This window comes from Altererythrobacter lutimaris (assembly GCF_013371495.1).
In the GTDB taxonomy this organism is placed as follows: Bacteria; Pseudomonadota; Alphaproteobacteria; order Sphingomonadales; family Sphingomonadaceae; genus Erythrobacter; species Erythrobacter lutimaris_A.
In genome coordinates this window covers 1,162,681-1,184,855 of the sequence record NZ_JABWTA010000001.1, presented here as the reverse complement: position 1 = coordinate 1,184,855, position 22,175 = coordinate 1,162,681, and the positions used below count along the sequence as shown (strand labels likewise).

The following is a 22,175-nucleotide window of genomic DNA, read 5'->3' as shown; positions in this document are numbered from 1 at the left end:
CGCGCTGTGACAGCTCCGATATTGCCCCTATATTTTGGTTAGGAATTCGTTAACACTCTGCCCCATGCGGAGAACACTGGTCCTTACCGACGAACAATCGCGTCACCCCTTTCGGTCGACGCTACCAGCCCATGTCCGGTCTGATGAGTACGCCAATCCGGCGGAAAGCCTGTGGCGGCTGACGCAGCAGGATGTGCGGGGCTTTGCCAGCACTTACCTTGCGGTATTCGCAGCGGTTCTAGTTTTTATCGCCTGAGTAAGCCACTCGGCTCTCAAGGCACGCCTGCATTCCCAACCGGGTGAGGATGCTCAATCTCCGCCCGATGAAGGCGTTTGCCGAGCCAGGCTGAGATAAGGCACATGGCAGCGCTCAAGAGCAATTGCTCGACCACTGGAACTCCGACCGCGCTCAGCGCTAGTGCGATAAGTGAACCCACCACCATTGCGCCTGAATTGACGATGTTGTTCGCAGCGATTGTGCGTGCAGCCTGATCGGCGGCGCTTCGTGTGGTGAGGAAAGCATAAAGCGGAACCACAAACATGCCGCCGGCAATCGCGATGCCCAGCAGCGTAAGCATGATCAGACTTGCGAGCGGCCAGGCAAGAAATTCCGTCACACCCATCATCTCAGTTAGCTCGTAAGACTGCCAGTATCGGCACACGACGTAGAACGCGACGACAAACAGACCCATAATGATGACGCAAATCGGTGAGTAGCGCGCTGAAACAGCACCCTTGAGCATTGCATTGATAGAAACCGAGCCAATTGCGATCCCAACAGAGAATACGACCAGGAAAAGGCTCGCGACCTCTTTCGAGGCCATCAGTGTATTTTTGGCAAGCGGCGGAAACTGGATGAACAGCACTGCCCCGATCGTCCAGAAGAAGCTGATCGCGATAATCGCATAGAAAATCTGGCGATCCTCCATGGTTCGGCGGATCAGGTCGATCGAAGCTCGGAGGATGTGCCAATCGAGTTTCTCTACGGTCCCTTGCGGCGGTGCATCGGGGACATGGCGGCTTGTGAGATAGCCAATGATCGAGGTCACGATGATCCCCGCTGCTGCCCATTCGACCGGGATCCATCCGGCCAGAATGGTCCCGGCAAGGATCGCCACATAGGTTCCGGCCTCAACCAGGCCAGTGCCCGCTAACACTTCATCCTTCTTGAGGTGCTGCGGCAGGATCGCGTATTTGATCGGGCCGAGAAAAGTCGATTGCACGCCAGTTAGGGTAAGCGCGAGCAACATGATCACAATCGGCCAGGACGTTTCTATGCTCGTGAAGCCGAGCGGGATACTCACCGGCAGCTCATAGCCGCGCCAGGCAAGATAGAGCCCGGTCGCACCAATCAGCATCAGCCCGATTTCACACATTTTGACTTTGCGAATGATGGCTGCCTTGTCGCGCATATCCGCAAGTTGTCCGGCGAGCGCAGACAGAATGAAGAATGGCAAGATAAACAAAGCTGAAGCCACCGCGCTAAAGGTCGCTTCAGTGCTTTCATCATTGTAGATGCTGTAAACAACGAACAGCACCATCGCTGTCTTGTAGAGATTGTCGTTGAACGCGTTCAGTAACTGCGTGCAAAACAATGGCAGGAAGCGGCGCTGCTTCAGCAGGTGCGTCGTAGTCGTCATGAACACCCTCGCAGGTGGTTCGCTTTCGGCACCTCGTCCATCCCTCACGCATATAGCAAACACACAGGGGGACAACCCACTGCGGGAATCGTGCGTGATCTTTTACCCCGCGCGCTTACGCGCTAGAAGGGCGGAACGATGCTCACTTTGCCGAACATCTTGACGTTGTCGCGAATTCTGGCCGTGCCGCTTCTGGCCTTCTTCCTGTGGTGGCCGGATTGGAAGCTCGGATATCTTATCGGATTCGCTCTTTACTGCCTGATCGGTATTACGGACTACTTCGATGGATATTTGGCCCGCTCGCAAGGGACGGTTTCCAAACTCGGCATGTTCCTTGACCCGATTGCTGACAAGATCATGGTTGCCGCTGTAATCCTTGTTCTTACGGCGCAAGGATATCTGCGTGGCCCCATTGTGGGCGATTTCCACGTCTTTGCAGGACTGATCATCCTGGTGCGCGAGATCGCCGTATCCGGCTTGCGCGAATTCCTTGGCGGGCTGCAAGTCTCCATGCCTGTGTCGAAGCTGGCAAAATGGAAGACCACTTTTCAGCTTGTTTCTCTCGGTGCCATTATCGGGGGAGGGGGCCTGTTTGGCCCGCCATGCACCGCCGCTTTTGTTGAGTGCAAACCGATGAGCGATCAGATTGTTCACTTGATCGGTCTTGGTAGTCTGTGGGCAGCCGCGATCCTCACGCTTGTGACCGGCTGGGACTATTTGCGGGTTGGTCTCAAGCATATGGAGTGAGGACCAAGGTCGGCCACCCAACACTCATCGCACGGCACGTGCAGCTTGTCGAAATGGCTCCAATTCAGAGCGAGTTGCCGGAAACCCATTCAACTCCTCGTGCGTAATTTCATCATAACGCAGTAACGAACCCAAAGGGTCGCACGATGGAGACACCTCGCCGCGTGCGGGGTGTCTCCTCGCACCTATCAACCACTTTTCAACCTCTTGCGGTTAGCTAAACCCGCATGAGTGCAACATTGACCTCTTTCCTGGGCGTTTTCATGAAGGTCGGCTTCGTAGCTTTGATCTTCAATGAAGTGCGCGGCGTTATCCTGGCGGTGCCAGTGCTGTATGCGATGTATCAATCCGGCGGTACAGCGATGGCAATCTGGCTTGGTTTCTGTTCGCTTGCCGGCATCGCGCTGTCTGTGATTGTCCCGCTTTTCGCTGCCAAGAAGGTCAAGAACTACGTGGAAAAGAAACAGGTAGAGACTGACCCAGCTGCTGCTTGAGTTCCAGAATGCGCTAACCTGCGCGTAACTCCTCTGCCAAAAGCTTGAAATCTTCCGCACGCGGGCTGTTTTTCCGCCAGATCAAGGCGATATCGCGGCTGGCACTTTTTGACTTGAGCGGCCGCGCGACCACATCTGTTCCGTCGAGGATTCCGGCTTCGAGAGCCATTTGAGGTAACATGGTCAGCCCTAAATCATTGTCGACCATCTGCACCAGTGTGTGAAGACTGGTACCGATCATGCTGGCCGACGCGCGCAGTTCAGGTCGATTGCATGCTGCAAGGGCATGATCGCGCAGGCAATGACCATCTTCCAGCAGCAACAACCTACCTTCATCGATCATTGTTGGTGGTATCTCTGCAGGCGGGTCTCGCGGATCATCCTTGGGAAACGCGACGAAGATCTCGTCGTCCAGGATATGCTCGGAATCGACTTCACCGGTGTCAAATGGAAGTGCAAGCAACACGCAATCCACGCGGCCATGCTGAAGCGATTCGACGGCATCCGCGCTGGTTTCCTCGCGCAGGAGCAGCTTCAAATCCGGCCGTTCCTGCTTCAACCGAGGAAGTATTCGCGGGAGCATGAAAGGTGCGATTGTCGGGATCACGCTCATGCGAAGCTCACCCGATAGCGGCTTGCCTGCAGCTTGCACGAGGTCAGAAAGCTCCTCCGCTTCGCGAAGCAGTTTGTGAGCCTTGGCAACGACTTGATCGCCCAATGCTGTAAAGCGCACAACGCGGCGGCTGCGCTCCACAAGCGTGACACCGAGCAAAGATTCAAGCTCACGAATGCCTGCCGATAGTGTCGACTGCGACACAAAGCTTGCATCAGCCGCACGTCCAAAATGCCCGTGCTCGTGCAGCGAGACGAGATATTGCAGCTGCTTGATGGTGGGGAGGTAAGTGGACACTAGCAGGTCATTCCGCTGCCAAAGCTTCTTCCATGCTCGCTTGCATGTCATCAACATGCGTCATAACGAGCTTTCCCTTTTTGACTGCGAAAGCGAGTTTGCCTTCGACCAGCTCCAGCGCATCCTTGCCGAAGACATCATAGCGCCAGCCCTGCAGAACCGGCAGATCGCGAACCCCTGCCGCAAGCGCTTCCATCTCGTCTGCTCGGGTCAATAGGCGCGCGGCTACATCGATCTCACGCGCCCGGATTTTGAGCAGAAGTTTGAGCAAATCAGCAACCAATGCGCCTTCCTTGCCGAGCGGAGCACCGCGCTTCATCTTCTCCGGCATCTCGCTTTTGTCGAGCGGTTCGGCATGAGCGATGATCTTCATCAACCGCTTGCCGATCTCATTGTCGCGCCACGCGCCGGAGAGGCCGCGTACTTTCGCAAGGTCCTTCTGCTGTTTCGGCGGATGGCTCGCGATGTCTGCAAGTGTTTCATCGCGCATGATACGACCACGCGGGATATTCTTGTGCTGCGCTTCGCCCTCTCGCCAAGCGGCAAGAGCTTTCAGCCTGCCAAGCACCTGCGGATTGCGGCCCGGCTGGCGGATACGGCGCCATGCCTGTTCCGGGTCCGTAACGTAGTTTGAAGTGTCTGCCAGCTTGTCCATTTCTGCATTGAGCCACGAGCCGCGATCAGTCTTGATCAGCTTTTCCAGCATCCTCGGGAATATTTTGGCCAAGTGTGTCACATCGCCAATGGCGTATTCAATCTGTCGGTCGGTCAAAGGGCGACGGCTCCAGTCAGTAAAGCGCGCGCCTTTGTCGACAGTAATACCAAGCCATGTCTCGACCAGATTGGCATAACCAATCTGCTCTGACTGGCTGATCGCCATCATCGCGATTTGCGTGTCGAAGATTGGGTGCGGGGTCTTTTCCGTCATGTTGACGATAATCTCGACGTCCTGGCCGCCTGCATGGAAGATTTTGAGGACATCTTCGTTTTCTGTCAGCAGGTCGAGGAGCGGGGTCAGGTCAATACCGTCAGCCAAGGGATCAATCGCGGCTGCCTCGTTCTCATCCGCGATCTGGACCAGGCAAAGCTCTGGCCAGTATGTGTTCTCGCGCATGAATTCAGTGTCAACCGCAACAAATTCGGACTTGGCGAGCCTTTCGCACAATTCAGCGAGCTTGTCGGATGTTGTAATCAGATCGTGTATTTTCATTCGTCTTTTCTTCATCGATGAGCGGAGTACCGCTCTCGGGCCGACGCCCATAAAGTGAGGTGAACCTTGACAAAGGCACCCTCTTGCCCTGTTAGCGCGCGCTTGAAACCGCTAGGGGTAATCCCGCGCCTTTTCTTGCGCGCGCCCTTAGCGCCATACACCCGAACAGGACAAGATTTTAGATGCACGCCTATCGTACCCACAACTGCGCACAGCTCTCGGCGGCAAATGTCGGCGAGAGTGTCCGACTTTCCGGTTGGATCCACCGTATTCGCGACCATGGCGGCGTGCTGTTTGTCGATTTGCGCGACCATTATGGCATGACGCAAATCGTAGCCGATGAAGATTCGCCCGCTCTCGCAGTTCTTGAGAAGCTCCGAGCGGAAAGCGTCGTCACAATCGATGGCGATGTAAAAGCTCGCACGCCAGAGACGGTCAACAGCGATCTTCCGACAGGTGAGATTGAAGTGTTTGCGCGCGCGATCACAGTGCAGAGCTCAGCAGAAGAGCTGCCGATGCCGGTTGCTGGCGAGCAGGAATATCCTGAAGATATCCGCTTGAAGTACCGCTTCCTGGATCTGCGCCGTGAGACGCTTCACAACAATATCATGAAGCGCACGCAAATCGTCGCTGACATCCGCCAACGTATGAATGCGATCGGCTTCAACGAGTTTTCGACGCCGATCCTGACTGCATCCTCCCCAGAGGGCGCGCGCGACTTCCTCGTGCCGAGCCGAATTCACGCGGGCAAGTTCTATGCGCTTCCGCAAGCACCGCAGATTTACAAGCAGCTGCTGATGGTTTCCGGCTTCGACCGCTATTTCCAGATCGCACCTTGTTTCCGCGACGAAGACCCGCGCGCTGACCGCCTTCCGGGCGAATTTTACCAGCTCGACTTGGAGATGAGTTTCGTCACGCAGGAAGAGGTCTGGGAGACGATGGAACCCGTCATCGCTGGTACGTTCGAGAAATTTACAGACGGCAAGCAAGTAACGCCTGCCGGAGAATTTCCGCGAATTCCCTATGCGGACGCGATGCTCAAATATGGTTCGGATAAGCCCGACCTGCGCAATCCGCTGATCATTAGTGATGTGACCTCCCACTTTGAGAAGTCCGGATTTGGTCTGTTTGAAAAGATCGTTGGCGGGGGAGGACGCGTTCGCGTGATACCAGCCCCGAATACACATGAGAAAAGCCGCAAGTTCTTCGATGAGATGAACGACTGGGCGCGCAAGGAAGGATTTGCAGGCCTAGGCTATGTCACGCGCAAGGGTGGCGAATTTGGCGGCCCGATTGCGAAGAACCATGGTCCTGAGCGGATGGCCGAACTCTATGCAGAGCTTGGCCTTGGCGAGAATGACGGCCTGTTTTTCGCTGCCGGAAAAGAAGCTGACGCAGCGAAACTGGCAGGCGCAGCGCGCACCCGAGTCGGCGAAATCCTTGAGCTGATCGACACGGATCGCTTCGAATTTGCATGGATTATCGACTTCCCGTTCTACGAATATGACGAGGACGAGAAAAAGGTCGATTTCTCGCACAACCCGTTCTCCATGCCGCAAGGCGAGCTGGAGGCGCTTGAGAACCAGGATCCGCTCACGATCAAAGCGTATCAGTACGATCTGGTCTGCAACGGGTTCGAGCTCGCTTCCGGCTCAATTCGTAACCACAAGCCGGAGACTATGGTCAAAGCCTTTGAAGTTGTTGGGCTTTCTCAGGAAGATGTGGAACGCGATTTCGGCGGTATGTACCGTGCGTTCCAGTACGGCGCGCCTCCCCATGGCGGCATGGCAGCGGGTGTGGACCGGATCGTAATGCTGCTCTGCGGCGCGCAAAACTTGCGTGAAATTACGCTCTTCCCGATGAATCAGAAAGCGGAAGATCTATTGATGGGAGCGCCGAGCCTGCCAGAGCCAAAACAGCTTAGGGAATTGCATTTGCGAATTGTGGAACCACCTAAGAAAGAAGGCTCTGCCTAATATCCACTTGTCAGGGGTATTCACAAACCCTTGCGCTTAACCTCGCCCTTGATTAGGGCGAATGTCGAAATTCAAAATCCAGTCAATAAAGGGTTTGTTATGAGCGATACTGCCGACCGCGTGCAGAAAATTGTTGTCGAGCATCTCGGCGTCGAAGGTGACAAGGTCACTCAAGAAGCGAGCTTCATCGACGATTTGGGTGCTGACAGTCTCGACATCGTCGAGCTTGTTATGGCGTTCGAAGAAGAATTCGGTGTCGAAATCCCCGACGATGCGGCTGAAAAGATCAGCACCGTTGGTGACGCGACAAAGTTCATCGAAGAGCACAAGGGCTAAGCCCGATTGGCTCGCTCCCGCACTGGCGTGAGCAATTGGGGCTAACTCGTCCCATTGGCTTTACAGCGCAGTTGCAAATTGGGAGCTTAGGCAGGCTCAGCCCACCCGGGTTGGGCCTGCTTTGTTTTTGCAGCTTGCATACCGGAGAGAATGAATGCGCCGAGTGGTCGTAACCGGACTGGGCCTTGTCACGCCATTGGGCGGAGATGTCGAAACTTCGTGGAAGAATCTGATCGCGGGCGAAAGCGGCGCGGGACCGATTTCGCGCTTCGATCCCGAAGATCAGAAGTGCAAAATTGCATGCGAAGTAAAGCCTGCCGATCATCCCTGGGGCTTTGATCCGGACAAGCGGACCGACAACAAGCTGCGCCGTCAGGTCGATCCGTTTATTGTCTATGGGATTGATGCGGCTGGGCAGGCGCTGGAGGATGCCGGGCTCACAGAGATGTCTGATGAGCTCAAATTGCGAACCGGCTGCTCAATCGGTGCCGGCATTGGCGGGCTTCCCGGTATCGAACATGAAGCGGTCAATCTGAAAGAGCGTGGCCCTAGCCGTGTCTCACCGCACTTTGTGCATGGGCGCCTCATCAATCTCATAAGCGGCCAGGTCTCGATCAAATACGGGCTTATGGGCCCGAACCACGCAGTCGTCACAGCCTGCTCAACCGGCGCGCATTCGATTGGCGATGCTGCTCGCATGATCAAGGATGACGATGCGGACATCATGCTGGCAGGCGGTGCAGAAAGCACTATCAACCCGCTCGGCGTGGCTGGCTTTGCGCAGGCACGCGCGCTCAACATGAGCATGAATGATCGCCCCACAGAAGCAAGCCGTCCCTATGACAAGGACCGTGACGGCTTTGTGATGGGCGAGGGCGCAGGCGTTGTAGTCCTCGAAGAGTACGAGCATGCGAAAGCGAGAGGCGCTACGATCTACGCTGAAGTTGTAGGCTACGGCCTGTCAGGCGATGCCTATCACGTGACGGCTCCACACCCGGAAGGGAAGGGCGCGGAAAACGCGATGAACATGGCGCTGAAGAAAGCGGGCATGGGACCCGGTGACATCGATTACGTCAATGCCCACGGCACAAGCACTATGGCGGACACCATCGAGCTGGCCGCGGTTAAACGCGTCTTGGGCGATGATCTGTCCGGCGCGTCGATGAGTTCTACCAAGTCCGCGATCGGTCACCTTCTGGGCGGTGCGGGCGCGGTTGAAGCGATTTTTTGCATTTTGGCGATGCGCGACAGTGTCGTTCCACCGACACTGAACCTCCATACGCCTGATGAAGGCACTGAAGGCGTTGACCTGGTGCCATTGAAGGCGAAACAACGCGAAGTGCGCGCGGTACTCAACAACAGCTTCGGCTTTGGCGGTACCAATGCCTCGCTCATCATGAAGAAAGTGGACTAAGCGGCTTATGAAGAAAATCGGCTGTATCCTCGCGGCCGTTTTGTTCGCCCTCGTGGCCGCTGGCGCACTGCTTGCGACCACGATGTTTGGCGCAGCGTCCGTGCAAGAAGAAACCGCTTTCATTATTTCGCCAGGCTCGTCGCTGACCAGCGTCGCGCGCGAATTGGAAGAAGAGGGTCTGATCACTTCTGCTGACGGCTTTTTGATGCATGCGCGCGTTTTCGGAAGCGGCGATCCTATTCAGGCCGGCGAGTTTCAATTGACGCCGGGCATGGATCAGTCTGCAATCCTGCGTGCCTTTCAGACTGGGCAGGTCATCCGCAGGTTTGTGACTATCCCTGAGGGCATGCCGTCTATCATGGTCTTCGAGCGCCTGATGGCGGAAGACTTGCTGACGGGCGAGATCGACGTTCCGCCAGAGGGCTCAGTCTTGCCCGAGACTTACGATTTTGAGCGCGGAGAGGCACGTGCTGCGGTCCTTGCTCGTATGAAGCGCGCGATGGGATCGTATTTAGACGAGGCTTGGGAGCAACGCAGCGCTGATGCTGCGGTCAAATCAAAGAAAGAAGCGGTGATCCTTGCGTCGATCATCGAGAAAGAGACGCAGGACAAGCAAGAACTAGCAAAGGTTTCGGGTGTCCTATCCAACCGCATCCGGATCGGAATGATGTTGGGCGCGGATGCAACCACGATTTATCCTATTACGAAGGGCAAACCCCTTGGCCGCATGATCCGTGTGTCGGAACTGCGCGACCCCAACCCGTACAACACACGTGCTATTTCAGGGCTGCCAATTGGCCCGATCACCAATCCAAGCCGGGCTGCGATCAAGGCTGCGCTCGATCCGGACGAGACCACCGCGCTTTACTACGTCGCAGACGGCAGCGGCGGGCATGTGTTTGCCGATACGCTGGAGGAGCATAACCGCAATGTCGCCGAATGGCGCCGCTTCCGCGCAGAGAACGGTATCTGAGCTCAGAAAAGCTCATGGCTAATCCGTTTATTGTCACTGCGAAGCTCCCACCGGACATTCAGGGCTGGGCAGAGGGATTGCGCCGGACTCACTATCCACCCGAGCGCAATCATCTCCATGCACATGTCACGATGTTCCATTCGTTTGCGCCGTCCTTGCTCGAGGAGGTGAAGGACTATTTGCCTCGAATTGCTGGTGAATTCGCTGCACCAGCTGCAGAGATCAAGGGTGTGATGGATCTCGGTAAAGGCACTGCCATTGCGCTTGAGGCCCCACAATTGCTCACATTGCGCGACATGATTGCAGACCATTTCCACGGTAGCCTGACAGCGCAGGACCTCTACGAACCGCGCCCGCACATCACCATCCAGAACAAGGTAACCAAGGAAAAGGCGCGCGCACTTCAGGCGCAATTGGTATCTGAATTGGAACCACGCTCATTCACATTCCCTGCGCTTGAATTGCATCTCTATCAGGGAGGTCCGTGGGATTTGGTCAAGGCCTCCTCGTTCCGCGGCAACGAGGCGTTGTAGCGTCCATGCAAACGGGTGTTGACCATGGGCGCAAGCGGCCCTAAACGCGCCGCCTGTCATGCAGGGCTTTCCCTCACTGACATGCCTTTCGGGGCGGAGTAGCTCAGGTGGTTAGAGCAGTGGAATCATAATCCATGTGTCGGGGGTTCGAGTCCCTCCTCCGCTACCAGGCATGCTGTATTGCTACAGTGATGCACTGTCGTTCGCGTGGCCCCTTAACCTCTCCGTATTCCGCTCATTCCCGGTCTGTGAACGCGGTACTCCGTGCCTTACATGGGTCGTGCAAATTGGATTGTTCCTTTGGTTATGGAGGTACTCCGTATCGAACAATGGCAGCGATGCGTTCGCTGTATGTTCTTTCCTCGATTGAAAGGCTGGGTGTAGGAAAACGCAAAGCGGAGCGGGCTGGCAATCGACCTAGCAAAAAGCGACATTTTGCTGCCAATCACCGCAAGTTGCGCAACCGGACTGCTGTCTCGCGCTTCGCTGACCGCGATCCGCGCGAGAGTGGACGGGAATCGCGCGCCCAAGACCGGATTCTGCGCGAATCACGCCCCCGCTGTGAATCTTTACTTCCTATATGTTCCTTCTATGTTCTTTCCTCTTTTCTACAGTCTTCCTCCTCGGCTAGCGCGAGTCTTTGTTGAGTAACCCTTAGGAAAGTCCATTGGTCAGTCCCGACAAATCCGAAGGCGAAGAGTCGCACGAAGGCCTTTCCAGCTTGCTGGCGGCCAATGTCTCGAATAGCGGCAAGACTCGCATCGAGATTTCTCGGCAAACATCGATCCACAAGGATACATTGCGCCGAATCCTGACCGGCGAACGGGCTGCGACACTTGCCGAAGCATCATGCATTTTGAGTGCTTGCGGAGTTGATCCAAAGTTCGCTCTGGTCTTTTTCATTCTCACCGATGCAGACTAGGCGTTGCACTGGACCGATACCGAGATCGGCGACTTCCTCGGGAAGTTCCTAGCTGCGCTACCTGTTGCGATGACCTGTGAGCTCGGGTCCCGGCTGCAAGAAGTTCGTCCGGGCTGGGCAACTGGAACGGCGAGACGGCTCGCACGACTGCTGTCCTATCATATTGGCGATCTAGAACGACGGGACGCGCTCTACATCTAGAACGCATGCGGGATCGCTGATGGTTGAGCAGCATGGCCCGATAAGCGATCTGCAGGAGAGCCAATCGGGAGGCATCTCCGAGCCTCCCGAGCGATTGCTACGGCTGCCTGAGGTCATGGAACGCGTCGGCTTAAAGCGGACCGCCATCTTTCAGAGAATGAAAGAAGGGCGTTTCCCGGCATCTCGCTCATTAGGTCCACGTTGTACGGTTTGGGTCGAATCAGAAGTCCAGAGTTGGGTTCAAACGGTCGCCAACTCCAGACCCGAGACCCGATAAGAGACCGATCGACGTAATCGCATGGCATCACGAGTTAGCGCAATTCGGCGCACTGTATTGGTTGGCTGACTGAAGCGCTTCTACAACGCCACAATCTCAGTTTGCAGATCGTTTCTTACCGACCGTTCATCGCCAGCCACGCGAGGGCACAATGCTTCGCTTTATCTCTATCGTTATGGCTGAAACGAAACTGAAACATTATTTCATTGACAAAACGCAGAGATCGACAGACAAGGCTCACAATGGAAAAATCCTAGGTTTGTTGAGGGAAGTGATATGGCGCATGCAGCGAGAATGGCGGCTCTAACAGGTGTATCGGGGGCGGCTCTTGCGTTTGCCAGCCCCTCAATTGCGCAAGATCTGGATGGCGCCGACGAAGCTGCGCCACCGAGCGGAAATACCATCGTCGTTACGGCTCAGCGGCGCGAGCAGAGCCTGCAAGATGTGCCGATATCTATTGCGGCTGTGACAGGCGAGCAATTGGCCAACACCCAGACAACAGGGTTTGAAGACCTTGAGCGGCTCGTTCCTTCGTTGCAATTTCAGACCGGAGCAAGTGATCGCGATGGTACAGTCGCGATCCGTGGTTTCGGTACATCCGGGCGCAACAACGAGCTTGATCCCTCGGTCGGTATTTTCGTCGATGGCGTGTTCATGGACAGGACCGGGAATGGTGTCGGTGATTTCGTAGACATTGAGCGGGTCGAAGTGTTGCGCGGGCCACAGGGCACTCTGTTCGGCAAAAACTCACCTGCGGGCATCGTGCATTTCATTACGAAGAACCCGAGCTTTGATTGGGAGGGCGATTTCCGCGCCTCTTATGGTAATTTCGACGAGCTGCAGGTCGGAGGAACCATTAGTGGGCCTTTGATCGGCGACACGGTGGCCGTCCGCGTAAGCGGATTTCGAAATGAGCGTGACGGGTTCTACACGAACACGTTGACCGGCTCAGAACTGCGTAATCGAGACCGTTGGGGCGTACGCGGCAAAATCTTGTTCGAGCCTTCCGACGAGTTCTCTCTTGTCCTCTCCGGGGACTACGGCAAAGACGATGAGTTAGGTCCTGGTGGCGATCGTTTGGACAGCCCGTTTGATTTCGAAGTTGCTCAAAACACCGATGGTGTGGTGCAAGCAGAGCGCTGGGGGTTGTCCGGTGAAGCCAACATTCAGCTGGGCGATCATACGCTTACCTGGATCGCTGCGTACCGCAACTTCGAAAACTTTCGGAACCAGGATGGCGATTTTAGTGCCGTGGACTTCCTTCCCGTGCTCGAATCAAACCCGGTGAGTGAGCACTGGACTCAGGAAATCCGGATTGCGTCGCCTGATGATCAGCCCTTCAACTACGTTGCCGGCTTCTTCTATTTCAACAAGCAACTCGACAACAACCTGCGCACGCAGGTTGGGTCGGCGCTTGCTGGGGGCGCTCTCAATGGTCAGGGGGAGGTGAGGACTTCGAGTTTCTTCAACGAGTCCTATTCGTTCTTTGCGCATGGCAATTACCGGTTCGCCGATGATCGCTTCAACATTTTTGCAGGATTGCGTTACACGGACGAATTCAAGCGGCAGACAGATGTTACGCAGAACACGCCTCTGGCTTTTCTGATTGGGTTCCAGGAATTCGATGAGAGCGAGACGTTTGAAGATCAGGTCGTGACTTGGACTGCCGGCCTGCAGTTCTTTCCGAACCCCGACCTGATGGCTTACGCGACGGTCGCGACCGGATACAAATCGGGTGGCACCAATGCTCCAAACGCACGGTTCGACCCACCGCGGCCGACGCAATTCGCGCCCGAGACCTCGACAAACTACGAAGTTGGCTTGAAGAGCACGCTATTCGACGGCTTGGCGACTATGAACATTGCTGTCTTTCTGACGGAGTTCGAGGATTTTCAGGCATCGCAGTTCGACGCCACAACAGATGCGCAAATTCTAACCAATGTGGGCGCCCTAGAATCCTACGGTGTTGAGTTCGACGCCCAAATAAACCCAGCTGACGGTCTTACGTTCAACATAGCGGCGGCATACACCGAAGCGACCTATGCGGATTTTGTGGGCGCTGTTGCCAATGCTTTTCAGCAGAACCTCAACGCGACGGATCCGACTGCTCCAAACCCGGGATTCGACCCCGTAACTGGGACACAGGATCTGTCCGGTCGGCCCCTTCCAAACACGCCCGAGTGGAACATCTCTGCTTCAGCGCGATATGATCGTCCCGTTAGCGACACAGTCGATGTCTTTGGTCAAGCAGAGCTCCTTTATCGCTCAAGCGTGTTCCTCAACACAGATCTAGATCCCAACTTGACTCAAGGTCCACTGACCTTGGTCAATCTGCGTGCCGGTTTTCGGGTGGGTGGTTTCGGGTTCAATCTATACGCGGAAAACCTGTTTGAGGAGCGATACCTGATTTCAGGAGGTGACATTCCTAACTTTGGCGGAGGTGGGTACTTCGTCTATGCTGGCGACCCGCGCACGTATGGAGCGCAGGTTACCTTCAGTTTTTGAAGATCAGCTTGGCAATCCAAAGCCCTTCATTGCTTCGGGCCAGCCGATGTATCCCGTTGTATGCTCCGCAATTACCTGTCCTGATCGACCTTGCCGCGAGATCGGTTCTGCGTTTGTGGGGACATGGACTTCAACATTTCACCCCGGCTCGACGGTGTCGCGCAAGACAGATCTGTCGAAGGGTCATCCGAAGTCTTACTGAAAGGCCCATGGCGCGCGCGAGTTTCAAATCAGAAGCTCTGGCAATGGGTAACCTTGCGTTCGTACCCTGGCAAATGGAGCCTCCGCATTACCGAATTGCTTAGCAAACGGTTTTGCGTGAAGGCCGGTGTTGATCGGTGAGAAGGGCAAAGCATATGGTATTCCCAACCAAAAGACACGCTGCCGCGTTATCCCTTCTGGCCACACTCCCTTTGAATGCATGCACGGGAAACCAAGCATCCGGGGACGCTCAATGGCGGTCTTTGTTTAATGGGAACGACCTATCGGGATGGACCCGGACGGGTGGCCACCATAACATCCGCGTCGAAAATGGGATCATCATTGGGACGGCGGTGCCTAAGCAGGACAGCGAGTTTCTCTTATCCGAGCAGAGATTTGGAGACTTCATTCTAGAGGCCGAGTTCAGAATTGATGGTGTGCTCAATTCCGGAATTATCTTCCGCTCGGAGGAAGACACTCCAGGCTCCGACTCCGGTGTCAAAGGCTACCAGATGGAGATCGACCCAGGCGCGCGTGGCTGGTCCGGTGGGCTTTATGCTGAAGGTTTGCCTTGGGGGTGGCTCTATCCGCCGAACATCAATCGTGCTTGCATCGGTCAGTATCGGAAAAATGATTGGAACCATTACCGGATCGAAGCAATCGGATCAGAGATTTCAACGTTTGTGAACGGCGTGCCATGCGCGCGGATTACCGACGATCGAATTGTCGACGGACACATTGCCCTCCAAGTGCATGGTGTCGAAGCAAGTGGAGCTCGTGGCTTCCCCGGAGACAGCGTCTCGTGGCGTTCGCTCAGGGTGCTCACCGACAACCTCGCAAAAAGTCGAACACCGGCGATTTATTCGACGCCGCATATCACTTACCGTCCCAATCATTTAACCGAGTGGGAGCGTTCACAAGGTTGGCGAATGATTGAAGCAGTGCGAACCGGAAGCTTGGGAGATTTCGCTACTGCAGATCGGACCGGTGGCGAGGAAAAACATTACACTAAACTGCATGCTGGCGACCTATGGTCTCTATCTCTCACCGACCAGAAGCAGAACTTCTCCGTCAAGTGGGTATTTCGTGTCGCCGAAGGAACCGAGGCTTCGATAGCGTACCTCACCAACTCCTGCGAGCTAGCACGAGGAGAAAAAGTCATCGCTCCCCGGTACCGCATCACAGGTCGCAGCGACGACCTTGATTCTTTTTTTTACACCGATGGCGGACGCGAGGTCGGTTCCCTGCGGGGCGCCATCCTGGCCACGAACCTCTCCGAGCCTTATCCGATCATGCGGATCAATCCAGTCGGTGAATGGAACACGGCTGAGATCAGGGTGGAGGATAAAGTCGCCCAGCATTGGCTCAACAACATTAAGGTTGTCGAGTACAAGCTGATTGACCGGCCGGAATTGCTCAGTCCTGCCTTGAATGGCCAAATCGGCGAGGCCTCTTCAGGATCATCAATGATTTGCTTGCGAGTTGATACGGGCAGCCTTGACCTGCACAGCATAAAGGTACGGTCTCACTGACCTCGTGATGCCAAGCGCATTACATTCCCTAGGTCAGGCTTGAGACAGGAAGCTGTTTCTCTCACTTGTACTCTTCATGACTCGCACCCTTCTGGAGGATCGCATTCGCCGCGCCATGCAAACGCGAACCCCGTGATTGTTTTGTCCGAAGACCCGCATGAGGTGGAACATAAGACGCCACGCGGGGGAAGGAGAGACGTTCGGAAAGATATGAAACAGAATTTCATTGACAAAACAGCATGGCCATCAGACTGTTGGTGGAGGGAAAATCCCGGATGAGCTGAGGGGAGTGATATGGCGCATGCGGCGAGACTTGCAGCACTAACAGGCGTATCGGGGGCTGCTCTTGCTTTTGCCAACCCGGCAATTGCGCAAGAAGTTCAAACCGAGGACGCGGCTTCTGGACCAGAAGGCAATGTGATCATCGTCACCGCACAGAAGCGTGAAGAGCGGTTGCAGGATGTGCCGCTGACTGTCTCGGTGGTGTCTTCAGAAGACCTCGAAGCTCGCTCGATCGTGAACGCGACGCAGCTCCAAAATGCCTCGCCCGAACTCAACTATGCTGACCAACCGTCCGCGGGATACTCTATTCGCGGTAGCGGAACGCAGACTTTCACCAGATCCGCCGAGAACAATGTACTGCTCGTGGTCGATGGCATCGTTCAAGGCCAGCTTACCCCTCCTACTAACAGCCTCTTCGATGTTGAACAGATCGAAATCCTTAGCGGCCCACAGGGGATGCTGTTCGGCAAGAACGCATCAGCGGGCGTCGTCAATATCGTCACACGCAGGCCGGAACTCGGCGAGTTCTCGGCACGAGGACGCGCTTCGGTCGGAGAGGATGGTTTCCTTGTCCTGGATGGTACCCTCAATGTTGCGGTTGGTGATACCGCCGCATTGCGCGTCACCGGCTTTCTCGACGAAATCGGCAACCGCTTCACCAACGCATTGACCGGTGAAGGTGTGGGGGAACGCCAGACGTACGGCGCGCGCGGGCGTTTTCTCCTCGAGGCTAATGAGGATCTCGAGTTTCTGATCAATGCCGATTACGAGAAGGTGAAGGGTGGGAACCGTGCTTGGCAAGCCCGCAGCCTCAATCCGAACGGCGCGCTTAACGCACTTCTGACCAACTGCGGGGTTGTAGCATCACCTGAAAATACCGATGTCTGTCTGGATGGCCCGCTCAACTTCGCTAGCGAAAGCTATGGTGCATCGCTCGAGGTGAACTACGATCTTGGCGGTGCCGTGATCACCGCCATCGGCGGTTATCGCTACTTTGAGCGCAACAGCGATACTGACTCCGATGCAACTCCCATCAACATCCTCAACAACAACTCTGTTGACGAGGACGTCGAGCAATGGAGTGCGGAGGTTCGTATAGCTTCAACCGGCCGGAGTCAGTTGGAATACGTCGCCGGGCTCTTCTTCTACGACTACAGATATAATCCGATTATTGCGCAAAGCGGTACTCTGGGTTTCCTGCCGGTTACCGCAACCCGATCATTCGATACTCAAGTCGACCAACGCAGCTATGCTGTTTTTGGACAGCTAGGGTACTCGTTGACCGACGAGCTCAAGCTGATCGCCGGGGGTCGTTACACCCGCGATGAGCTTGATGTTGAGCGCATCAATTTTGTCGATCCGGATCGCGGGGTTCGCATACCGGGTTTCACCAATCCGGATGGGGTTTTCCAACGGTCGATTGACACCAACAATTTTTCTTGGCGTCTGGGAGTGCAGTATTTGCCCTCACCTGATGTAACCTTCTTTGCGACAGTGTCACGAGGCTATAAAGGACCGGCAATCAACCCGATCGAGCCGAGCAGCCTGGCGCCTGACATCGTCAACGAGGAAATCCCGACAAACTATGAGATAGGGGTCAAAGGGCAGACGGCCGATGGAACGCTTCGCGGAGACCTGACCTTCTTCGTCACTGATGTCGAGGATTTCCAGGCTCAGACAGTTGCCGATGTTAATGGGCTAACCCAGTTTGTTTTCACAAATGCTGACTCAATCAGGTTCAAAGGTTTCCAAGCCAGCGCGGGGATATTCCCGACCGATGGGCTCTCCTTCAGCTTTGGCCTGCTTTACAACGAGGCTACCTATGGTGACCTTGTAGTCCAATGCAATGCCCCATTCCTTGATGGCTGCGAGGCGGGGCCAGGGGGACAAGTAATCAACGTCAACGGCCGCCAGCTCGCGGGTGCGCCGAAAATCAAGTTTACCGCTTCTACCCGCTACGAGCGCGATTTAACTCCAGGCGTCGCCGCCTTCATCGATCTGGCCTCGGTTACGCGGGGCGACGTGAACTCCTCACCTGCACCTGATCCAAATGTCGAGATCGACGGGGACACCCTTGTCGATGGCCGTATCGGCATCAAGGACCCCGATGGTCAATGGGAGGTTTCGGTTTTTACCCGCAACCTCTTTGACGTGCGGGCTCCTTCCTTGATTTTTCGCGACCCCATACAGCCGACGCTCAATTACCACCAGGCGCTTGGTGAGAGTGCCTTTCGCACAATTGGAGCGACTGTTGAATTCAATTTTTGAAGGGCGTCCGAGCTTATCTCTGCTCTGAGCGAAGGCATTTCTCTCCCCTTCGTTTCTCTAGAGCCCGGGGCAATGAGTTGCACCGGGCTCACTTTTTTTGGCAGGATTCATGCAAACTGAAATCATGAACGCCTAGCGCATTCAGCATTCCGAGACCTTCGACAGGACGTGCCATCGTGCGCGCAAGCGCCAACGCCAAAACATCGACCATTCAACCCTCACGAACCTTTTCGCAGAGCGGATAAGGCAATCATTGCATGGCTTGGCGCATCGATCATGAGCGCCGCGAACATCCCATTGCGAACAGCGCCACTACAATGAAGCTAATTACCGCCGGTGCGGCCATAAGCTGGATATTGCCGGTGGCGTCGGCGATGTAGCCGGCCGCCGGCGGAAAGAGCGCACCACCAATGATTGCCATAATCAGGTAGGATGAGCCGATCTTGGTGTGTTCGCCTAAACCTTCTAAACCCAATGCGAAGATCGTCGGGAACATGATCGACATGAAGAAGCTTGTCGCTCCAAGCGCCGCCAGCGCTATCTCACCGTCGAGCGCAACGGCGCAAACACTCAAGATGGACGCCATGACCGCGAACAGCGCCAGTAGCTTGGCAGGAGCAATCCAACTCATGAGCCACGTACCTATAAAGCGTCCTGCCATGAAGCTGGCGATGCTGAGTGACAGCAAAAAGGCTGCGGTCTTTTCTGAGATGTCCACGCCGACATCGATGGCGAAATCGACGAAGTAGCTCCATATGACCACTTGCGCGCCGACGTAGAAGAATTGCGCGACGATTGCTCGCCGCAAATGGGTTACCTTCAATGGCGCGGTGAGACTAACCTTTGAGCTTTGAAGTGTTTCCTCATTCTCTGTCCCATGATCGATTATGGGTAATCTGACATACGCGAGTATTGCTGCGACAAGTCCAATTGCTGCCGCCAGCGCCAGATAGGGCGCTTGAACCATTCTTGCTTCGGAAGCACGATAATCGTCGAGCTCAGCGGCCGACATCGCCTCTATCTGCGACGTCTCCAATTCGATGCCCGAGAAAATGAACAAACCGCCAATCACCGGCGCGACAAATGCCCCGAGACCATTGAGTGACTGTGCAAGATTAAGTCTTTGGGCAGATTTGTCGGACGGGCCAAACCTGGCGATCATTGGGTTTGCCGCTGTCTCAAGTATCGCAAGACCAGAAGCTATCACGAAGAGCGCGGCCAGAAACGCCCAGAATTCGCGTATCTCCGCTGCCGGGTAAAACGCCAAGGCGCCGATCGCGTAAAGGCCGAGGCCAATTAGGATACCTGCGCGATAACCCAGCCTCTCGATCAGGAAGCCTGCCGGAAGCGCGAAGAAAAAGTAACCGAGATAGAAAACGAATTGGAGGAAGCCCGACTCCCCCCTGCTCAGGTCGAGAGCCTTCTGAAACTGCCTGATCAGGATGTCGTTGAGGCTGTTTGCTAGAGCCCAAAGCAGAAAAAGGCTTGCCACAGCGAAGAAGCCGACCGTGAAGCCCTTGTAGATCCAACGCTGCATCCGCACCCCGTTTTATATATAGAAGGATGTTTCGCATTAGTCGAGACGGTGTAGAAGTCCAGCTTGTCACGACTTGACGTCGATACCCAATGCAGCGCAAGTGGATGATGATGAAAGAAAAGCAGTATAGCGCGCCGGCATTGGAAAAAGGCATTTCGATTGTCGAAAGGCTTGCTGTTGCTGATCGACCGTTGACGATGAACGAGATCGCCGACCAACTAGAACGCTCGAAGCATCAAATCTATCGAATGCTCGTGTCACTAGAGACGCTTGGCTGGCTTGCTCGCACGTCAGATGAAAAGTTCTTTCTGACGAACCGGCTGTTTGATCTCGCTATGCGCGTTCCGCCCCGCCGGAATCTTCATGAGGCTGCATTACCCCTGATGCGCGAGCTAAGCGAGAGACTCAACCAATCCTGTCATCTGGCTGTCGTCAGCGGGTCAGATATTGTTGTTGTGGCCAGGATGGAGAGCCCCGGACTTTTGGGTTTTGCAGTCCGGGTAGGGCACAGGATGCCAATCGTAGAGTCGGCGTCAGGGCCAGTTATTCTCGCCAACGTTTCAAACAGTGTGCAGAAGTCAATCCGCTCAATGATCTCAGGCTCTGATAATTCAAAAGCAGTTTCGGAGCGCTTCGAGACCTTCGTGAAACAAGTGGTCGATGCGGGCATCCTGGTCCGCGAGTCTCCATTGATCCCCGGTGTCACTGACATCTCCGCCCCTGTTTTTGAGAATAGCTCGGAGCAAGGTGTCGCCGCTTTGACCATTCCCTTCTTGAAAGGGGGGGCAGCTGCGACCTCCATAGAAGAGGCGGTTGACGCGCTGAAGCTCACTGCGAGCGGCATCTCGGAGAAACTAAGACTTGGCTAGCTGACTTTTATGTGAAATGGTGTTCCGCATATGAAATGACGGGACGACTATGCCGATCAGCAACTTCACAACCCACGACGTGCGTTTCCCGACGTCGGCTCACGGCCACGGTTCGGATGCACGGAATGGTGACCCTGACTATTCCTGTGCCTACTTGAAGCTTTACGATGGCGCCGAGTTGCTCGGCCAAGGTCTGACTTTCACGATCGGTCGCGGGAATGAACTGTGCGTCGCAGCGGTTCAGACTTTGGCTGAGAAGGTGATCGGATATTCGCTGGATGACTTCGAGGCAGACTTCGGCCTCGCAAGTCGTTTGGTGCTTGGCGACAGTCAACTGCGATGGTTGGGACCAGAAAAGGGCGTTGTCCATCTTGCTGCGGCCGCGGTCGTGAATGCAGTTTGGGACGCTTTGGCCAAGCGCGCTGGTTTGCCACTCTGGCGGTATGTATGCTCAATCGATCCAGACAGGCTGCTTGACGCAGTGGATTTTACGCACATTTCGGATTTTCTAGCCCCAGAAGAGGCGCTTGAGTGGTTGGAAGAACTCAGACCGACAAGAAGCCTACGCATCAAGCATCTGGAAGAAGCAGGCTACCCGGCCTACACGACCTCGGTGGGATGGATTGGGTACGACGATCATCAACTCATTCAACGGCTGTTAGCTGCGCGCGAAGAAGGTTGGACTCATTTCAAGCTCAAAGTTGGCAGGGACCTGGAAGAGGACCGCAGGCGCTGTCGATTGTTTCGCGATACTCTTGGATCAGAAGTGAAGCTCTCGCTTGATGCAAACCAGGTTTGGGGGCGTGACGAAGCAATTCATTGGGTCGGCGCGTTGGCGGAGTTTGATATCCATTGGATCGAAGAGCCAGTGCATCCCGATGACATCTTGGCTCACAGGGAAGTTGCCAAAGCCATTTCTCCGATTGGGGTGGCCTCTGGGGAACATGCGCACAACCAAGTCATGTTCAAACAGTTCTTGCAGGCACGCGCGATAGCGTTCTGTCAGATCGATGCCTGCAGACTTGCGGGCGTGAATGAGAATCTTGCAGTGATGCTTATGGCGAGAAAAGCGGGAATTCCTGTTTGTCCTCACGCAGGCGGAGTCGGTTTGTGTGAGTATGTGCAGCATCTCTCGATGATCGATTATGTCTGCCTTTCTGGGTCGATGGACGGACGCGTGATTGAACATGCAGGCGACCTTCACGACCACTTCGAAGAACCGATCGATGTTCGGGGTGGCAGATACTTCCCACCAAAGAGAGCCGGCTATTCCGTTGACCTTCGCGAGGAAAGCCTGGGCGCGTTCTCGTTCCCCGATGGCTCATTTTGGCTCCAGAAAAGGGATTGA

Annotated in this window: 19 protein-coding genes and 1 tRNA gene; 16 read left to right on the top strand and 4 right to left on the bottom strand. The window is 55.3% G+C overall.

Going from position 1 to position 22,175, the window contains the following annotated elements:
- Window positions 1-64: 64 nt before the first annotated feature.
- Window positions 65-256 (top strand): hypothetical protein, encoded by a 192-nt coding sequence (locus HUO12_RS05690; protein WP_176272670.1) that lies wholly within the window; start codon window positions 65-67, stop codon window positions 254-256.
- Window positions 257-272: 16 nt separating this feature from the next.
- Here the strand turns inward: HUO12_RS05690 and HUO12_RS05685 are convergent, their stop codons facing one another.
- Window positions 273-1,640 (bottom strand): MFS transporter, encoded by a 1,368-nt coding sequence (locus HUO12_RS05685; protein WP_176272669.1) that lies wholly within the window; start codon window positions 1,638-1,640, stop codon window positions 273-275.
- A 138-nt stretch (window positions 1,641-1,778) separates the two neighbouring features.
- Here HUO12_RS05685 and pgsA point away from each other — a divergent pair, with 138 nt between their 5' ends.
- Both pgsA and HUO12_RS05675 read left to right on the top strand, forming a co-directional pair.
- Window positions 1,779-2,387, top strand: coding sequence for a CDP-diacylglycerol--glycerol-3-phosphate 3-phosphatidyltransferase (gene pgsA, locus HUO12_RS05680; protein WP_176272668.1), 609 nt, complete (start codon window positions 1,779-1,781; stop codon window positions 2,385-2,387).
- 227 nt (window positions 2,388-2,614) lie between these two features.
- Complete coding sequence (locus tag HUO12_RS05675; protein WP_176272667.1) at window positions 2,615-2,881, top strand: hypothetical protein; 267 nt, start codon at window positions 2,615-2,617, stop codon at window positions 2,879-2,881.
- 13 nt (window positions 2,882-2,894) lie between these two features.
- Here HUO12_RS05675 and HUO12_RS05670 read toward each other — a convergent pair whose 3' ends face one another.
- Entirely contained in the window at window positions 2,895-3,791 is an 897-nt protein-coding gene (locus HUO12_RS05670; protein ID WP_176272666.1) for a hydrogen peroxide-inducible genes activator, read from the bottom strand.
- 7 nt (window positions 3,792-3,798) lie between these two features.
- Window positions 3,799-5,001, bottom strand: coding sequence for a ribonuclease D (rnd, locus tag HUO12_RS05665; protein ID WP_176272665.1), 1,203 nt, complete (start codon window positions 4,999-5,001; stop codon window positions 3,799-3,801).
- A gap of 182 nt (window positions 5,002-5,183) precedes the next feature.
- Between rnd and aspS the strand changes: the two genes are divergently transcribed.
- The 11 genes from aspS to HUO12_RS05610 all read left to right on the top strand — a co-directional run bounded on the left by aspS (window position 5,184) and on the right by HUO12_RS05610 (window position 18,421).
- Window positions 5,184-6,977, top strand: a complete 1,794-nt coding sequence (gene aspS, locus HUO12_RS05660; protein WP_176272664.1) for an aspartate--tRNA ligase — start codon at window positions 5,184-5,186, stop codon at window positions 6,975-6,977.
- A 99-nt stretch (window positions 6,978-7,076) separates the two neighbouring features.
- Window positions 7,077-7,313, top strand: coding sequence for an acyl carrier protein (locus HUO12_RS05655; RefSeq protein WP_067596821.1), 237 nt, complete (start codon window positions 7,077-7,079; stop codon window positions 7,311-7,313).
- Window positions 7,314-7,467: 154 nt separating this feature from the next.
- The gene (gene fabF / locus HUO12_RS05650; RefSeq protein WP_176272663.1) at window positions 7,468-8,727 is read left to right on the top strand and encodes a beta-ketoacyl-ACP synthase II; all 1,260 of its coding nucleotides are present in this window, start codon (window positions 7,468-7,470) and stop codon (window positions 8,725-8,727) included.
- A gap of 7 nt (window positions 8,728-8,734) precedes the next feature.
- Window positions 8,735-9,700, top strand: coding sequence for an endolytic transglycosylase MltG (mltG, locus tag HUO12_RS05645; protein WP_176272662.1), 966 nt, complete (start codon window positions 8,735-8,737; stop codon window positions 9,698-9,700).
- Window positions 9,701-9,714: 14 nt separating this feature from the next.
- On the top strand, window positions 9,715-10,233 hold the full coding sequence (locus HUO12_RS05640; protein WP_176272661.1) for a 2'-5' RNA ligase family protein: 519 nt from the start codon (window positions 9,715-9,717) through the stop codon (window positions 10,231-10,233).
- A gap of 92 nt (window positions 10,234-10,325) precedes the next feature.
- Window positions 10,326-10,402, top strand: a tRNA-Met gene (locus HUO12_RS05635).
- 498 nt (window positions 10,403-10,900) lie between these two features.
- Window positions 10,901-11,155 (top strand): helix-turn-helix domain-containing protein, encoded by a 255-nt coding sequence (locus HUO12_RS05630; protein WP_176272660.1) that lies wholly within the window; start codon window positions 10,901-10,903, stop codon window positions 11,153-11,155.
- Window positions 11,156-11,375: 220 nt separating this feature from the next.
- Window positions 11,376-11,633 (top strand): helix-turn-helix transcriptional regulator, encoded by a 258-nt coding sequence (locus HUO12_RS05625; RefSeq protein ID WP_176272659.1) that lies wholly within the window; start codon window positions 11,376-11,378, stop codon window positions 11,631-11,633.
- A 276-nt stretch (window positions 11,634-11,909) separates the two neighbouring features.
- Window positions 11,910-14,138, top strand: coding sequence for a TonB-dependent receptor (locus HUO12_RS05620; RefSeq protein WP_176272658.1), 2,229 nt, complete (start codon window positions 11,910-11,912; stop codon window positions 14,136-14,138).
- A 356-nt stretch (window positions 14,139-14,494) separates the two neighbouring features.
- Entirely contained in the window at window positions 14,495-15,871 is a 1,377-nt protein-coding gene (locus HUO12_RS05615) for a family 16 glycoside hydrolase (protein WP_176272657.1), read from the top strand.
- A 417-nt stretch (window positions 15,872-16,288) separates the two neighbouring features.
- Window positions 16,289-18,421 (top strand): TonB-dependent receptor, encoded by a 2,133-nt coding sequence (locus tag HUO12_RS05610; RefSeq protein ID WP_176272656.1) that lies wholly within the window; start codon window positions 16,289-16,291, stop codon window positions 18,419-18,421.
- 274 nt (window positions 18,422-18,695) lie between these two features.
- Here HUO12_RS05610 and fucP read toward each other — a convergent pair whose 3' ends face one another.
- Window positions 18,696-19,958, bottom strand: coding sequence for an L-fucose:H+ symporter permease (gene fucP / locus HUO12_RS05605; RefSeq protein ID WP_176272655.1), 1,263 nt, complete (start codon window positions 19,956-19,958; stop codon window positions 18,696-18,698).
- 104 nt (window positions 19,959-20,062) lie between these two features.
- Here fucP and HUO12_RS05600 point away from each other — a divergent pair, with 104 nt between their 5' ends.
- Window positions 20,063-20,827 (top strand): IclR family transcriptional regulator, encoded by a 765-nt coding sequence (locus tag HUO12_RS05600; RefSeq protein ID WP_176272654.1) that lies wholly within the window; start codon window positions 20,063-20,065, stop codon window positions 20,825-20,827.
- 49 nt (window positions 20,828-20,876) lie between these two features.
- Window positions 20,877-22,175: an enolase C-terminal domain-like protein gene (locus tag HUO12_RS05595; RefSeq protein ID WP_176272653.1), complete on the top strand. Its 1,299-nt coding sequence runs from the start codon at window positions 20,877-20,879 to the stop codon at window positions 22,173-22,175.

Excerpts from the sequence above, each read along its gene's own strand:
- HUO12_RS05690 (WP_176272670.1), top strand. The coding sequence starts at position 65 with ATGCGGAGAACACTGGTCCTTACCGACGAACAATCGCGTCACCCCTTT.
- HUO12_RS05685 (WP_176272669.1), bottom strand. The coding sequence starts at position 1,640 with ATGACGACTACGACGCACCTGCTGAAGCAGCGCCGCTTCCTGCCATTG.
- pgsA (WP_176272668.1), top strand. The coding sequence starts at position 1,779 with ATGCTCACTTTGCCGAACATCTTGACGTTGTCGCGAATTCTGGCCGTG.
- HUO12_RS05675 (WP_176272667.1), top strand. The coding sequence starts at position 2,615 with ATGAGTGCAACATTGACCTCTTTCCTGGGCGTTTTCATGAAGGTCGGC.
- rnd (WP_176272665.1), bottom strand. The coding sequence starts at position 5,001 with ATGAAAATACACGATCTGATTACAACATCCGACAAGCTCGCTGAATTG.
- aspS (WP_176272664.1), top strand. The coding sequence starts at position 5,184 with ATGCACGCCTATCGTACCCACAACTGCGCACAGCTCTCGGCGGCAAAT.
- HUO12_RS05655 (WP_067596821.1), top strand. The coding sequence starts at position 7,077 with ATGAGCGATACTGCCGACCGCGTGCAGAAAATTGTTGTCGAGCATCTC.
- fabF (WP_176272663.1), top strand. The coding sequence starts at position 7,468 with ATGCGCCGAGTGGTCGTAACCGGACTGGGCCTTGTCACGCCATTGGGC.
- mltG (WP_176272662.1), top strand. The coding sequence starts at position 8,735 with ATGAAGAAAATCGGCTGTATCCTCGCGGCCGTTTTGTTCGCCCTCGTG.
- HUO12_RS05640 (WP_176272661.1), top strand. The coding sequence starts at position 9,715 with ATGGCTAATCCGTTTATTGTCACTGCGAAGCTCCCACCGGACATTCAG.
- HUO12_RS05625 (WP_176272659.1), top strand. The coding sequence starts at position 11,376 with ATGGTTGAGCAGCATGGCCCGATAAGCGATCTGCAGGAGAGCCAATCG.
- HUO12_RS05620 (WP_176272658.1), top strand. The coding sequence starts at position 11,910 with ATGGCGCATGCAGCGAGAATGGCGGCTCTAACAGGTGTATCGGGGGCG.
- HUO12_RS05615 (WP_176272657.1), top strand. The coding sequence starts at position 14,495 with ATGGTATTCCCAACCAAAAGACACGCTGCCGCGTTATCCCTTCTGGCC.
- fucP (WP_176272655.1), bottom strand. The coding sequence starts at position 19,958 with ATGCAGCGTTGGATCTACAAGGGCTTCACGGTCGGCTTCTTCGCTGTG.
- HUO12_RS05600 (WP_176272654.1), top strand. The coding sequence starts at position 20,063 with ATGATGATGAAAGAAAAGCAGTATAGCGCGCCGGCATTGGAAAAAGGC.
- HUO12_RS05595 (WP_176272653.1), top strand. The coding sequence starts at position 20,877 with ATGCCGATCAGCAACTTCACAACCCACGACGTGCGTTTCCCGACGTCG.